This window comes from Bradyrhizobium sp. CCBAU 53351 (assembly GCF_015291745.1).
Lineage (GTDB): Bacteria > Pseudomonadota > Alphaproteobacteria > Rhizobiales > Xanthobacteraceae > Bradyrhizobium.
This window is the reverse complement of the sequence record NZ_CP030060.1, coordinates 342572-357469: the sequence shown is the minus strand read 5'-3', so window position 1 is coordinate 357469 and position 14898 is coordinate 342572. Positions and strand designations below refer to the sequence as shown.

Annotated in this window: 13 protein-coding genes; 7 read left to right on the top strand and 6 right to left on the bottom strand. The window is 60.0% G+C overall.

Features of this window, described 5'->3' with window-relative positions:
- Positions 1–44: 44 nt before the first annotated feature.
- Genes XH83_RS36655 through XH83_RS36645 form a run of 3 tightly spaced genes read left to right on the top strand, consistent with a single transcriptional unit; the run spans position 45 to position 3323 of the window.
- On the top strand, positions 45–1193 hold the full coding sequence (locus tag XH83_RS36655) for a cyclic GMP-AMP synthase DncV-like nucleotidyltransferase (protein WP_128929569.1): 1149 nt from the start codon (positions 45–47) through the stop codon (positions 1191–1193).
- On the top strand, positions 1141–2874 hold the full coding sequence (locus XH83_RS36650; protein WP_210347026.1) for a ThiF family adenylyltransferase: 1734 nt from the start codon (positions 1141–1143) through the stop codon (positions 2872–2874). Before XH83_RS36655 ends, XH83_RS36650 begins: the two co-directional genes overlap by 53 nt.
- A complete protein-coding gene (locus tag XH83_RS36645) occupies positions 2871–3323 on the top strand; it encodes a Mov34/MPN/PAD-1 family protein (protein ID WP_128929571.1) in 453 nt (150 codons plus the stop codon). The genes XH83_RS36650 and XH83_RS36645 overlap by 4 nt, the downstream gene beginning before the upstream one ends.
- Before the next feature lie 28 nt (positions 3324–3351).
- Here XH83_RS36645 and XH83_RS36640 read toward each other — a convergent pair whose 3' ends face one another.
- Both XH83_RS36640 and XH83_RS36635 read right to left on the bottom strand, forming a co-directional pair.
- Entirely contained in the window at positions 3352–4248 is an 897-nt protein-coding gene (locus tag XH83_RS36640; RefSeq protein WP_128929572.1) for a hypothetical protein, read from the bottom strand.
- 617 nt (positions 4249–4865) lie between these two features.
- Complete coding sequence (locus XH83_RS36635) at positions 4866–5447, bottom strand: hypothetical protein (protein WP_128929573.1); 582 nt, start codon at positions 5445–5447, stop codon at positions 4866–4868.
- Between the two features lie 157 nt (positions 5448–5604).
- On the opposite strand from XH83_RS36635, the gene XH83_RS36630 reads away from it, so the two are divergent.
- The 3 genes from XH83_RS36630 to XH83_RS36620 are packed head-to-tail and all read left to right on the top strand — an operon-like array spanning position 5605 to position 8800.
- Positions 5605–6603 (top strand): hypothetical protein, encoded by a 999-nt coding sequence (locus tag XH83_RS36630; RefSeq protein WP_128929574.1) that lies wholly within the window; start codon positions 5605–5607, stop codon positions 6601–6603.
- Between the two features lie 50 nt (positions 6604–6653).
- Complete coding sequence (locus XH83_RS36625) at positions 6654–7085, top strand: hypothetical protein (RefSeq protein ID WP_128969537.1); 432 nt, start codon at positions 6654–6656, stop codon at positions 7083–7085.
- Entirely contained in the window at positions 7082–8800 is a 1719-nt protein-coding gene (locus tag XH83_RS36620; protein WP_128958738.1) for a hypothetical protein, read from the top strand. Before XH83_RS36625 ends, XH83_RS36620 begins: the two co-directional genes overlap by 4 nt.
- On the opposite strand, the gene XH83_RS36615 is transcribed toward XH83_RS36620, so the two are convergent.
- From XH83_RS36615 to XH83_RS36600, 4 genes are all read right to left on the bottom strand, one after another.
- Positions 8775–9956 (bottom strand): radical SAM/SPASM domain-containing protein, encoded by a 1182-nt coding sequence (locus XH83_RS36615; protein ID WP_128929577.1) that lies wholly within the window; start codon positions 9954–9956, stop codon positions 8775–8777. The two genes, XH83_RS36620 and XH83_RS36615, sit on opposite strands and share 26 nt — an antisense overlap.
- A 245-nt stretch (positions 9957–10201) precedes the next feature.
- Entirely contained in the window at positions 10202–10408 is a 207-nt protein-coding gene (locus XH83_RS36610; RefSeq protein WP_050631493.1) for a hypothetical protein, read from the bottom strand.
- 294 nt (positions 10409–10702) lie between these two features.
- On the bottom strand, positions 10703–11734 hold the full coding sequence (locus XH83_RS36605; protein ID WP_232995576.1) for a nucleotidyl transferase AbiEii/AbiGii toxin family protein: 1032 nt from the start codon (positions 11732–11734) through the stop codon (positions 10703–10705).
- Positions 11735–11743: 9 nt separating this feature from the next.
- Complete coding sequence (locus XH83_RS36600; protein WP_128929578.1) at positions 11744–12412, bottom strand: DUF6088 family protein; 669 nt, start codon at positions 12410–12412, stop codon at positions 11744–11746.
- 586 nt (positions 12413–12998) lie between these two features.
- On the opposite strand from XH83_RS36600, the gene XH83_RS36595 reads away from it, so the two are divergent.
- Positions 12999–14312, top strand: a complete 1314-nt coding sequence (locus XH83_RS36595; RefSeq protein ID WP_128955173.1) for a DUF2130 domain-containing protein — start codon at positions 12999–13001, stop codon at positions 14310–14312.
- Positions 14313–14898 lie beyond the last annotated feature (586 nt).

Here is a 14898-nt window from a genome sequence, read left to right as displayed (position 1 = left end):
TCCACCGTCTAGATCTCCCTCGCTTTTCCAGATGGAGATCGGCCATGGCCAACGTCTCGAAAGTGCTGCACGCGTCTGGCGACGCGGCGTGTTTCCTGAAGAACCTGAACATCGCCGATACCGACCGCGCGTGCCTCATGGAAGCGCGCGAGAAGGTTCGAGATTGCCTGCGCAAGACGTTCGCGGCTTTGACCAAGCAGGAGCTCGGCGTGACAGTCCATCCCCGGTTTTTCACGCAGGGCAGCTTCGCATATCGGACCATCAACGATCCGTGCTGGACCCCGCCGCAGCAGATGGACCTCGACGACGGCGCCTACCTCCCGATGACGTTTATCCAGGGCGTACAGCGGCCTTCCGTCGCCGCTACCGCCTTCTTCAAGGTGGTTGACGCCGCGCTCGAGAAGCTCGCGAAGGAAGAAGGCTGGCAGTTCGGGAAGAAGCCGACCTGCTCGCGGCTGGTGATCTCGTCGAACTCGCACATCGACGTGCCGCTGTACGCGATTCCAGATGCGGAATTCGAGAAGCTCGAGAAGCAGATGAAGTCGTTCGACGCTATGGCCCGCGATGCGCGCGTCGACAGCGATGATCGTTGGGACGCGCTGCCGTCGGACTGCGTCCTGCTCGCCCATCGCGAGCACGACTGGATCTCGTCGGATCCGCGCAAGATCCGGGACTGGTTCGTCGAGGCCATCAAGATCTATGGTCCGGTGCTTCGCCGCGTCTGCCGGTACCTGAAGGCCTGGCGCGACCACCACCGCCCCCATCTCGACGACGTATCGTCGATCCTTCTGATGGTGTGCGCCTTCGAAGCGTGCGAGGACCTCGGCCGTCCGAACGTTCCCGGCCGTGACGACCTGGCGCTGCTGCGGATCGCCGAACGTCTTCCGCGCCTGCTGGAAGGCCCGGTCTACAATCCCACCGACCGCGACGAGCGCGTCGACGGCAGACTGAGTGCGGCCAGCCGCCGTATCGCGATCGACATGGCCAAGAAGTTCGATGCGGAGCTCACAGAGATCGTCGAGAAGTGCTTCGATCCCGAAGAAGCCATTGAAAGGCTGACCGCATTGTTCGGTGACCGCATTCCGGATCAGATCGATCTCGTCGACGTCACCAAGGCCGCGCATGCCGAGATACGCTCGCATGCTCCGAGGATCGCCGCCGCCCCCACGGTCGGCAAATCGACCAGTGCCTGAGCGGGACGACGATTCTGTCCGGCGCATTCACGACGCCTTCAGTCAGCGCAACTTCCGGCGCGACTTTTCGCGTCGTGGCCTTCACTACATCGGCCTTCTCGACGAGACCGGACTCAAGGTCCCGGCGGTCGTATCCGTCGACGACCTCGACTTCATCAGGCCTCCGGTCATTTGCCTGACCGACCCGGAAGCGGGATCGAAGGGGCAGGTCCCGCATGTGCTCCGCTCGGACGGCACGTTCTGCTATCTCGACCGCAAGAGCGTCGTGCTCGACCGCTACAAGCCCGCCGAGACCATCATCCAGTGCCTCGAGCGTGCGGACCAGGTGCTGCGTGACGCCGTAAGGGGCCGCCTGGTCGACGACCTCGCCGAGGAGTTCGGCGGCTACTGGTCGGACGGCGAGGTCTTGGTCGATCTGCCCCCTTCTTTCGAAGGCGACGCGAAGGTCCACATCCTCAGGCTGGACCGCGATCCGGAGCACAAAACCATCGTCGTCTCCCACGACAAAACAAGTTTCGCGAAGCTGCACCGGAGGAACACCGTGAAGGATCCTGGTCCAGGTATCCTTTGCCCGATAATTCTGGTGCCGCCGCTTTCGTTCGATCCGAAGCTGCCGTGGCCGCCCAAGGATCTGGCGCAGCTCAACGGCTGGCTGAAGAAAATGGCCCCCAATGCGCTCGGATCGATCGAAGCGGCGTTCGCCAGGACGAAAGATCTCCACATCCAATGGATCTGCCTGTCCGCGCCGAACGGAAGGTTCTTCGTATCGGCGGAGATCGCCAAACCCTATCGGACGCCGGAATTCCTGAAGAACAGGCGAGCCAGCATCGCGCGAACGCTCGATCGGATACCGGCCGCTGTCGAAATTTCGGGCTATGTGGGAGTCCCCGCCGATGAAGGCTATGTCTTTTCGAGGAATCTCGGTCACATGAAGAACCTCGCAGGAAAGCGCATCCTGCTGATCGGATGCGGAACGGTCGGCGGATTTCTTGCGCAGCACCTGGCTCAAAGCGGTGCCGGCGCCGGCGGCGGAAGATTGATGCTCGTCGACGACGACGAACTCCAGGGCGCGAATCTCGGCCGGCACCTCCTCGGCGCGCCGTATCTCACGTGGAACAAGGCCGAAGCCTGCGCCGATTTTCTGGGCCAGCAGCTGCCGCACCTGGACATCGGGTTCAGCTGCGATTCGATCATGAAGCAGCTGGCAATCCTGCAGCGGTACGACCTGTGCATCGATGCCACAGGCGAAGAAGCGCTGTCGATCGCGCTGAACGACTACGCCGTAAGAAAGCGTCCTGACTTCCCGCCGATCCTCTATACTTGGCTCGAAGGAAACGGTGCCGCCGCCGTCGGCTTCATGTCGCACGATCCCGATCTCGCCTGCTTCAAGTGTCTGAAGGTTGAGCTCGCAGGCGAGAAGAGATTCCGGCTGCTACGCGAGGGAGTGGAAATCGAGACCGCCCGGAATCTCGCGTGCGGAGACGCCCACTACATCCCCTTCCCCGTGTCGCGGGCGGCTAGCGCGGCCGGCCTCGCGTGCGACATGGTTCTCGATTGGGCGAACAACGGCGAGCGTCATCGCTGGCGGTCTCTCACGATGGATCATCGGACCGCCAACGAGGTGAAGGACGGCAATCCCAAGCGGGTCGTCAAGTGTCCCGCCTGCGGCGGAAGCGCATGATCTTTCTCGCGAAGGGCCGTCTGGTGACCCTCGCCGACGCCGTCGCGCAAGAGCTCGCGCGCTTCGCGGCTCCGCCGGAGTCGGATCGCGAGGCCGGCGGCATACTTTTGGGACGCTACCGAGGCCCGCACGTCGAAGTATTGAAGTGCACGACTCCGATGCCGGAAGACCGCCGCACCCGCTTCGGATTCGTGCGGCAGGACAAGGGCCATCAGGAAATCGCGAGCAGAGAGTGGTTCGAAAGTGGAGGGGCCGTGAACTTCGTGGGCGAGTGGCACACCCATCCCGAGCGGCATCCAACGCCGTCCTGGGTCGACCGGCGGTCGTGGCGCAAGCAGTTGCGAAGGCACAAGTCCGACCCTTTGGTATTCATCATAGTCGGTACAGCCGCGACGTACTGTGAGATCGGCTCCGACGGGCACCTCGTCGCCATGGGCAAGATCGGTTGAGCCGGCGCAAGCGCTGATCTCCCGCAAATCACAAGCCGAAGTCCCAGGTAGGCGAGCCGAAATGAATTCGGATCAGCCTAGTGAGTGCGGAAACAGATTGCGCGCTTCCTGCGATCAGCTTCAAAAGCCTCTTGCCGTCATCCATTTTATCGACTGCGAAGAGCGCCAATGCGCCCTTCATGACGGAATCGCAATCCTCGTTCGAGGCGACCGATCCAGCATATTCCACCTGATTGAAACCGATCGACAACCAGGCGCTGGCCATGTCGAGGAGCCGATTCCTTCCGCTGCCATCCGGTTGCATGTGTTTGTCCAAGGCGTGGACTCCATGCGCCAGAACGTAGGACAAAAGCTTGCCTGACGTCGTCTGAGGCGAGGGGTCTGCGATTTTCTCGAAGCAATCCGGCTTGGTTCGACAGTAATTCTGGTGATGCCGGACGAAGTCCAATCCCGAGATGTCCGACAACGGAAAATCATCCGCAACCATAAACTCTGAACAGAAATCCGGATGCCACCGCCACTTCCCGTCGACACGCCTCAATGGGCCGTCATCCTTCTCCGGATCGTACTTCGTCACCAACGGCGAAGCGATATCCTCGAACGCCATGAGAAAACGGAAGGCCGGCGGGTGGTAGTTCGGCATCGCCTCGACCCAGTAGATCTTCTTGTGTTTGACGAGTTTCTCCCAATCGAACTGAAATTCGACGGTCCCATAGAGTGACCCCAGCGACCAATTATTGGCCGACAGCCAGGTGACGCTGATGCGTGATTTGTTGAGCCGGCTCTTGTCGAAGACAAGCCCGGACTTTATCCGTCCGTCCTCGATGATCCGGCGGGCGACAGGCAGGTGCACGATATGCCGCACGGTAGTGAGTTCGGCGTACTTGTCGGCAATCTTGTATCGCTCCCATTCTGGCTGGGGCATTTCAGTCCTCGGTTGTCTTCGAGCTCCAAGTGTCGGAACCTGCCCTATCTATCGAACGAGAGGGATCGTCCTTCCGTCAGATCGCCAAGGAACGCGGCGCAACGCGATCTATCGGAGCATAGAGCAGACCGTCTCCGCCGATCTGAACCGGTCCGTCGCTGCGGCGCGCCCTCGCGTCGAGGCGTTGGCCTGCGAGAGCTCTCCGGATGACATCCGCATCGACCCCTACGAACCGGATCGAGTTCGGCATCGCTTGGGCGAGGGTCTGAGCTTGACCGAGGGGAAACGGCAGCACGCCAAGCGGCCCAACGGGTACGCCTAGATAGGTGGCGGAGTCCTCACCGTCAGACCCGAGGAACGCTCCCTCCAGAGGCCTGTTGCCGCCGGCAACGTGCTCCGCCAAGAGCTGCGATGCCATCTCGCTGAACCCCATGCCGGCCAGAAGGTAGCCGACATGAGCCCGGGCAATGTCCTGAACTATATCGTCCCGTTCGTGGGCCGACGGGGGTTCGCCGTGCGTGTCCGGATCCAGCACGTAGAGGAAAGCACCTCGTGGTGGGATTTCGACCCCCCAACGCGACATGACCGCCCAGCCCTTTGCGCGAACCGCGGTCCAGCTATTCCTTCCCGGCCACGTTCCGCAATCTCTCGACCACGACTCCCTTGAGTTGGCCGTCGGCAGTTTTTATAGGACCAGGCAACCCGGTGCCGGTGCCGTTCGATGCCTGACTGGTACCCTTTGCCTCGGCGACCGCAACTCGACCCGATCCGGAGCCGCAGATCCAATCCGGAAGCTCGGTCCCCTTTCCGGCTAGTCTGGTGACACGCAGACGCTTCGAGACGTTCGTTGGATCTCCGTCGATCGGTGTGAACCAATCGAAACCGTGGTATCGGGCGAGGTAAGCCCGGGCGAAAAATCGCCCGAACAACCCCGAAAACGCGCGCCGCATCTCCTTGCCGCGGCCAGGCCCCTTGCCCTTCCAAATGAGTCCGTCTCCGCCGGGGACGAGGAGCTCTTCGAACAGCAGGGCCAATGGCCTGCTCGATCCGCCACCGGTCTGAAGGAGCTCTCCGATGGCACATGCGGCCACGAAATCGGTATCCACCTCGCATTGGCCGCCGGGACTTATGCCGGAAAGCAACTCCTTTGGGCAGGCGCTGGGCGGCCGGACTACATAGCGAATCTTGTGAACGCTCATCTGTCCCCACGCCCCTCACAAATCTCCGTTAAAATCTAATACCATGCACGAATGTCGCAGCCTTTCCTCCCGCGCGACCATGGATTCACTTAGATTGCGCCGGACTTGTCCTGCAAGCGAAAATTGAGCAAAATTCTACCGTGCGGAGACAATCGACGTGGATGCATTCGTTTTTCTGAAGGGATTGCCAGCCGTTCTCGGCATCGTGGGCTTCTTCGTCTATCTCTGGGCCGGCCAGTACCGCATCGGCGGTGACCTCATGAAGGGCGTCGTCGATAAGCTGCGCGCCGCTCCAAATGTCGACATCAAGGATTACGCATCGCTCACGCCGACGCGCATCGGTCAATTGATCGAACGGGACACGGCCGTCCGCAGTGTGGTGAACGATCAGGACGTGAAACTGATCCGCCTCATCGTCATTCTCCATAACGTCTTGACCTTGATAGTGCTTCTAGTCTGCGCCGCACTCGTCGGCCTCGGCATTTGGCTCATCGCAAGGCCTGAGCCCCTGTCAATCGTGGCCAGACCGCCCGTTGCCGCACGTGCGAACGCCGACCTCGCGCTGACCGTTCTCGATCTGGTGAAGGTCGAATGGGATGCGAAGGGGCTGACCGAAAGCGTCAGCGTTTTCCTAGAGAACGTCGACACGAATGCGAGAACGAGCAAGAAGGCGGTATTGGCGGACGTCCGGAGCGTGACTTTCAGTGCCGACGATCTCCACGACGTCGCGAGCAACCGGAATTATCGCGGTAAGAACCGGGTACGCACGGTCATCGAATGGAGTGGACAAACCGTACATTCGGACATCGCGGATATCCTCGTTGGAATCAAATACAGGCTGATGGTCGGTGGGAAGCTGATCACTCCGCAGGGAAGCCGGTCGATAAATACTCTTTTGGCTACAATCGACGACAGTACGGAGCAGATGCCACGAGAATATTGCTTTTCGGTCGACTTCGCCGGCTGGAGCCACTCGAACTCGGCCTTAGTGGCTCCCCTCAAAGCCTGCAACTCCAAGGCGGAGGTGAACCTGCCCTTCCTTCAGCAGGTCGAATGGGGCCGCCCACCCGGCCTTGTTCTCAACGATCCTCTGGCCGACAGACCTATTGCTCGGCTGTGCATTGCCGCGCCGCAGCATTCCGGCAACAATTGCTGACGGACCATGTCGATGGCGGCACCTGCACTGCCTTTCCTTGGAGAGAGATCATGACGGAAGTGAATAGTGAAAACCTCAAGAAATGGGCCCTTGCTATCGTCGCCGAGGTCGAGCCTGACGACACGTTCGTCGTGGAAGACGGCTTCGATGCGCTGGTGGAAGAATGGCATCGCGCGGACGCACAGGATGAGGGCCGCTTCATCGGCGGGGCCGAAGTCGCGACTTTCGCCGCCATGGTCGCTCCGTTTCTTCTGGCGTTCTTCGGGGACGTCGCCAAGGACGTCGTGAAGGACAGAGTAAAGACGGCCATAGGGTCCCTGCTCGATCGGGTGCTGGATCGTCGTGCCAGGAAGGACGACGTGGAGAAGCTTCGCAAGGAAGTGTCGTCGGCGATCAATAAGAGCCGCTTCTCCGCGGCCGAGAAGGCTAAACTCGAGGCCGGTTTCGCCAAGCTGTTTGCCAAGGTTGGCCCGAAGAAATGAAGGGGACCCATCCCAGGAGTTTGCTGCGCCGCCTCGGCATTTCCGACGGCCCCGCCGCGGCGGCGATCATCATCTCGGTTTGTCTGCAGTATCTTTTTCTCGCAAAATTATGGGAGGGCTACCCGATACGGTACATGGGCGACGTCATCCATCAGAACGTCGTGCTTTCGATGATCGGCCTGACCGTGCTTGGCGCGATCGTCATCGCAGCTGCATCGCTGTACCGATGGCGAAACGGAACGAATGCCGCGTCGAAACTAGAACGACTTGCCGTGAACCCGTCCTTCGATCCCATCCGATCAACGCTGGAGCAGATCGCGGCACGTTCGACCCTGCGTTCGCAGCCTCGCCTCCTGTACACTCCGAAGAACGGTGACGCGTTGGAAGCCAGAGAACGCGTGACGCCGTCCGGCGATGCGGTCGTCGTCGGTCTCAATCAGCGTGCTAGACAACGCGATCAACCACGTGCCTTCGAAGCCATGATTGGGCATGAAGTATCGCACCTCGAACTTGGCGAAACCTGGCTTGAAATTTGGGCAAGACGCGGCATCCTCCTGCATTTTCGAACGCTCGGCTGGGCGGTCGCGATATTCTGCCTGGTGCTCGGTTTCATCGATCGCAGAGGCATCGGCAGCCATCCCCCTTTCGGAGGCTTCATTCCGGTCTTCGATGGCGCTATCTTTGCCGGCCTGTCCTCCCAGTTCGCGGTTCTGATCCTCTCGAGCGCGATCGTTTTCGTCTATTCATACTTCTTCGTCGTTCGCCGCGAGCACATCCACGATTTCCGCGGCTCCCAACTTGCCGGAACGGACGCCTTGGCCGACGTCTTCGCCGCCCAGCAGCCGCCGGCGTTCCGGCCGTTCGACGCCTTCAAAGATTTCTTCAATCTGCATCCTGATCCGGCCGCACGAACCCGCGTGATCAGAAATCGTGACCTGATCCTGATTTCGGTGATCCTGTATCCGTTGGTCATGTCGGGCTTGCAGCCGTTGACATTGTTGCTGACGGCGGGCTGGCGCGACTTTTTCGGCGTGGCGAGAGAGGCTTGGAATTTCGGCCTGACTGTCGCCTCCGGCCTCTTCCTGTATGCCGTTCTGCGCGCTGATCTTGCAAGGTTGGGTTTGGGTCTGCTTTTGGACCCACGTCGGTACGCCCTGTTCGTTCCGATCTACGCTCTGGTCGCGGGTCTAGCCACACAGATCCCGCGCATCGTGCTGGAAGTCCTATACGGCTGGCGTCATGAATTTTCGCTCGACCAGATCGCCGATCGGATTTGGAGCGGAACGCTGATCGGGGGTGCTCGCATCGCGCTCATGACGGCCGCCATCCTCGGCCTGCTCGCCTTCCTGAACGGCGTCCGCATCGCCGCAACCGGCGAAACAAGGCCGGGCAAATGGAGCGCTATAGGTGACGCGGTTGCCGCCATTCTGGTGGTCGGAGCGTTCACCATCGCAAGCCTATCGAGCCTTCAGTTCGCTATCGGCGTGCTGGCATTCTGCGCGCCTCTGATCTTCGCTTATGCAATATTGTTTGCATTAGTTTGTCGATGTCTGGACTGCGGTCGCAGGCGCACTTCTGCTCTGCGGCTGTCGACGCGATGCAGTTGCGGGAGGGACCATTTGTCTCTGCCAAAGCTTTGGACTCGACATCCATTCGAGGTCCAGCTGTCGGTACCGAACCAGGTGGACATCAAGGGTCGAGAGAAGCCGGCCTAAACTGGTCGGACTCGGCGAATGTGAATTCGCTTTCCTGGAGGGCCACTCCGAATTGCCAGGCGATCTTCTGCGGCAAAGCTTTGCGCCAGTACAAGCTCTGCTCGTGCAAGGAATGCGAGTCGCCTTCCAAGTGCTTCTTCGGACAGCCGCCCCAACAGACCGGAAGGAACGAGCAGCGGCTGCAATTGGGCTGCCGCGTTGGGTCGAAGCCGGTCCACCAGGCCGCATCGCGGCCGGGCACCATGTCGCCTCCGGCACGGCGGATGGCGACGGGGCGGTCCTTCTCGCCCACTTGAAGCCCGCACCGATAGTGATTGCCGTCCGCTCCGATCACGATCGAATCGTTGGCCAGCGCTGCACAAACGGAGGTCCTTGGCAAAGGATAGAGCGAGCGGGTTGTGGTTTCGTCGAGAGTTGCTTCGTCGGGGACCATCTGCCGGGACCGTTCGCGAAGTCTCTCAAACTCTTCCTCAGAAAGCTTCGTGCGGCTAAGAAATCCGGCGCGCTCGGAAAAGTCGGATATCCGTGCGAGTTGAAAAACGCACGGAAACGCTCTGTCGAACCAGCCGCGGTCCTTGCAGAAGGCGATGAAGCCGTCCAAATCGCATTGGTTTCCGTGATCGGCATTGAACCTTACGTCGACGCGTACCACCTCGAGCAATCCGTCGACCACCGCGGTCGCCTGATCGAACGAGGAGACAGACGGATCGGGCGCCCTGCCCCTTCTATATCGGCGTCTCTTGTCGTGGTTCGGTTTGAGGCCGTCAAAGGAAATCTGCACCTGCCGGAGGCGGTGTCGCCTCACGAAGCCGGCGATGTCGTCCGGCCAGCATGTCCCGTTCGAAATTACGGAAGCGGAGTAACTTACCCCGATCTCCTTGCATAACGATTGAAGCGCAGCGGACGCTGCATCGATGAAATCGACGTTGAGGAGCGGCTCTCCGCCGTACCAGTCGACGTGAAGGCTGTCCTTACCCGACGCGACAAGGCGCTGTCGGGTCCAATCGACTATCGCCGGAACATCGCCTTCTGCGAGAGCATCGCGGGATCTCTCTTCGTAGCAGTAGTAGCAACCCAGGTTGCAGTCCTGCGTCGTCGTGAGGGTGATGACCATAGGCGTCCGTCCACGCGCATGCCAATAGCGCTCGCGGATCATGTCTAGCTCGTCGAATTCGTGGTCGACGAGAAAGCCCCCTCGCCGTAGTGTGGCGAGGAGCGTACGCGGGATCGTCTTGGCGGCGACCCTCCGCGGAGGACCGCAAAGCAGCTGCGCAAGCTCGCGCGCGTCCTGGCCCGACAGCCGAACCGAAGCGCCCGTACCCGCGTTGTACAGGACGTTGTCGTCGCCTAGCGGGACGCAGAAGTTGTAGCGCGATGATCGCAGACGATGCCGCGCTGCAGTCACTTGTCGATATCGACGATGGCGAGGCAGATATTCGTGCCGTACCCGCAAAGCCGAGCACCGACGCGACCGGCCTTCTTCAGATCCGGAGTGATAGTTTCGACCTGAACGACGTGCAGCTTGCCGGGTCGGACCTTCAACTTTACGTCCTTGTCGTCGGAGACGATCAAGCTCACCTTCGGCTTCTTGGTCGGCTTTCGCGCCATGGCTTCCTCCCGCCCCGTTTCCGTGAACAACCTATGGTCGCACATTCTTCGCAATCGTCAAGTGCAGCCTTTTGCCCGTCCGAACTTAGGAATCCCTGACGGCGGCGTGCGCCTGGCATCGAAGCCGTATCGAGGCTAAGCGTCCAGCGAACTCGTTTTCAATCGCTCCACCGGGTTTCGCCGATGATGTGGGTACCCGACTTCGCGACGGCCGCCGACGGCAGGCACGTCGGCAAGTCCATCGGCAGGGTTGTAGCCGGTGGAGGACCGATTGAGACTTTGGTCAGGTGGCGTTCAAGGTCGCTTCGGCTGCTTTAATCTTGCCGAGGATATCCTCGAAAGAAGGGATCCTCCGAAGATCATGCCGGCCATCTTCTGGTAGTCCGCCTTCAAAGGTTCGAGCATGCCGTCGACCGGTACGATACCGAACGTTCCGGGAGTCGCCTGGTCGAGATCGAGAGGCTTCCGGTTGAAGTAGAGGCGGGCATGGCGAACGCAGCTTTCCGCGAGCTCCAGATCTTTAAGTGCGGCTTCGCCGTGTTCGGAGGTCAGAAGCCGGAATATGTCGTAGTAATGGCGCGACAATCGCTGCCCGTCCTTGTAGAGCTCCCCTCTGTTCTGGAACCAGTGTCGCTGTCCGTGTAGGATGATGATCTTGTCCCAGAACGTCCTCTCGGGCTTGATCGTCAGCACGTTTGGCACGGTGAGGTCCAGGCCGTCGGTGTCGGTGGCAGAATATGGACTGATCGTTTTCGTCTCATGCGGATCGAGCGCCGACTTAGCGCCGGATTCGATCTTCACGACGCGTCGGACGTACCGCTCGTCGGAATCCGCGAATGCGCTTGGATAGTGGAAGAGCAGGGATTGAGCGTCGGGGTCGTCCGGATCGGGCTCGATCTTGAACGTCAGTCCTTCGAGCTCACCAGCGGCGAAGTTCGTCAGCGCGTTCTGGAATTCGCCGTTAATGAAACTGCTGCACCGCTCCTTTATTTCGTCAAGCTTTCGCTTGCGTTCGTTCGATCCCATCGCGCGGAGATCGTCATCTGACGGGAAGTTTTCGCCGGGCAGGTCGTCGCGGAATACGGTGATGTCGATGTCTTCCGAGAACCGCTGGATCAGATCGAAGGCCTTCGAGAGTGACGTGCCGCCCTTGAAAAGCAGACGCTGCTCGATGCCCGCCTTGTTGTAGAGCGCGTCGAGGATCCAACAGACCCAAAAGTCCTTTTCGATGTTCTCCGGGGGGCACGAGAGACGCTGTCCGGTTTGTTGGAACAGTCCCCGCCGGTCTTCAGCGCTTGCTCGAATGATCTGCGGCAGGTCGGTCATGATCGCATCTCATTGGCCGCGGATCGGCGGGAGCGGATCTGGCGCCGTTGCGTCGGACTTGAGGATATCTTTTACGATAGGAACGAGCCAGTCGGGGAGATCACCCAAGTGGTCCTGCAAATCCTTTCGCATGCGGTGCCCGTCGTCGCCGTCGTTCAGGATGGACTTGAGGCGCTTTGCGATCTTGTCGCCATCCGAAGGAAGAACGTCGCGCAGCCAAATCAGAGCTTGCACCAACTGCGCGGCCGGGCGGTCAGCCCACAGAAGTCGACTTGGCGCGACTTTCTTGAAGTCGATGACCATTTGGTCGAGTTGGATCGGCTTCACGCGGGCGTCCGTCCACACGACCACCTTCGCCGGGACGGCGTTGGTAAGTCCCAAGTTGTTGGCGGCGGTTATTCCGTCGACCAGTACTTTGGCGCCGTCCCGTCTCGCGACCGCCTGAATCACCGACTTGTAGTCCGGTGGCGAAATCTTCTTCGTCAGTTGGTTGGTGCGAGCAAGATCGTAGAGACCTTGGTCGATGCGCCTGATGCGGTTGTCACTCCGGAGGCGGTGGAGGGCGACGTCGACAGCCGATCGAGTGCCGGTGTCCGCAAAATCGCGTGCGGTCCATACCTTGCTCGGCTGAGGGTCATGGCTCATCCGATCGTATATCTGGTTCGCTGTGCTAGCCATTTTACGGTTCCCTTGTAAGAAATTTGCGCCTTAAATCTTACAAAGTCAAGACCGCGTAAGAAATATGACTCATATTCCTTACGGCCGTCTAATTTCGGCGCCGGAACATATCGGAGCAGCGAAGCACCACGCGATGGGCCTCTTCCAGGAGCCATCGCGAGATTTCCGGCTGTTTCGGCGTCTTTGCCCAGTCAGATTACGTAAAATAGAGGATTCCCTCGGGTTGGTTTGGAAAAGTGCTAATTTACTTAGTATGGCTGAGCAAAAGGACAGAAAGCTAAACAAGCTCGAAAGGACTCTCCCTCAGGGGCTTCTGGTCGATGCTGCCTGGATGGAACGACAGGGTTATTCCACCAGCCTGCGCAGCCAATTGGCGCTTGATCCTGTTTTGTTCTCATCTAGAATATATTCCCAATAGAACGGCTCGCCCTGAGGCGTGGCCTTACGTCGACATGTCGTGATGCCTTCCGTGGAAAATCCCCCGGCCAGGTCGATATCGGCGACGCGGATGTGGACATCGAGAGCGGCGACATCGCAATCGCGCGCGGATGGTGTTCAATCCTGCTCTACGATGACGGGGGAATTCATGAGTTTCAAAGTAACCGCAGCCGGCGCTTCACACGAACCTACCCTGCATTGTCCCAACTGCAATCACGAGATCCGGTTGACGGAATCATTGGCCGCTCCCCTCCTCGCTGAAATTCGTCAGCGCTTTCAACAGCAGCTGGCCAGCAAAGATGCAGAGATGGAGCGTAAGACCGAGGCACTGCGGCTGGAACGCGAGCAGGTCGCTAAGGACCGCGAGCAAATCGAGGACCACGTTGCGAAACGATTGATCGCCGAACGTGCCCAGCTGGTCGCGGCCGAAAGCAAGAAGGCGCGAGAGGCGGCCGCGGCCGAGCTGCAGGCGAAGGAAGCGGAAGCCGCGGAGCTGCGAGCCAACCTGCTTACCAACAACGCAAAGCTTGCCGAGGCCCAAAAGCAGCAAGCCGAACTGATGCGACAGCAGCGCGCACTCGAGGGGGAAAAGCGCGAGCTCGACCTGACAATAGAGAAGCGCGTGCAGGCCTCAATCAGCGAAATCCAGATCAAGGCCAGGCAGGAAGCCGACGAGGCTGCGCGCTTACGCGTTGCAGAGAAGGACCAGACTATCGAGTCGATGTCTCGAACGATCGAGGAGCTCAAGCGCAAGGCCGAGCAGGGATCACAGCAATCCCAAGGGGAAGTACTCGAGCTCGAGCTCGAAGAGCTTCTGCGCGGACGTTTTCCGACCGATTCGATTGAGCCGGTTGGAAAAGGTGAGCTTGGGGCGGACGTTATTCAACAGATAAATGGCGCCATTGGCAAACCTGCCGGCATCATCCTTTGGGAAACCAAGCGAACCAAGGCATGGAGTGACGGATGGCTTGCCAAACTGCGTGACGACCAGCGTCGTTCCGCCGCCGACGTCGCTCTGATCATCTCTCATGCGCTGCCGAAGCACGTCGAGCAATTTGACCTAGTCGACGGCGTATGGGTGGCCCATCCGCGTTGCGCATTGCCGGTCGCCGTGGCGCTGCGCCAGGGGCTGATCGACGTAAGCGGATCGCGCCTCGTTCAGCAGGGTCAGCAGACCAAGATGGAGCAGGTTTATCACTACCTGACCGGCACGAAGTTTCGGCAGCGGGTAGAAGCTGTGGTTGAGAAATTCAACGATATGCGCGACGACCTGGACAAGGAACGCAAGTTCATGGGCCGGCAATGGGCCAAGCGCGAAACTCAGATCCTCGCCGTGGTGGAGTCGACCGTTGGCATGGTGGGCGATTTGCAGGCGATCGCCGGCAAAGCCATGCCAGAGATTCCGAGCCTGGATATGCCACTGCTTGAGAGCCACGCCGCTCCTGAACGAAAGGTGGGATGATGGCGGAAGCTGATGGCGAGCTCGAGTCGGAGAGCATACCTCGCTCCCGCCGCCTCCACCCGAGCCGGCGGACGGGATCGACTGAAGCTGGAGGCGTGAGGGAGCCAGGATAGCGGCACTCCTCGTCAGATCTCGTCTCCTCACCGGTTCAAGCGATTAGTCGAGGAAGCTAATCTCGATGCCCTTCATCCCCTCGCCGCTTCGCTGCTTACCTTTTTCACTTTGACTACCTGCCCGCCTTGCAACCTCTGATTATGTTGCTTTAAGACTTACTAGCGGGGACTCAGGTCGGTCCTGCAACTCGTCGCGAGGGTCCATGGAGTGGAAGGCGCACGGTTACCGGGTTGGTGCATCGAGCGAGACCTTCGATAGCATCCCAGAAAGCGCAGACGAACTTGATCGGTTCATCGCGCTACACCGCCGAAAGATCGAGCCGTGGCTCTCGGCGGTATTCCAAGCTGAGCATCTGAACCTCCTGCTTGGCAGCGGCTTTACCATTGCTGTGGGCTTCGCTGCCGGCGTCAAGGCGACGGGTATGGCGATTGCGACGGGGAAGTCGAAACATGCCAAGGCAATCCTCGTCACG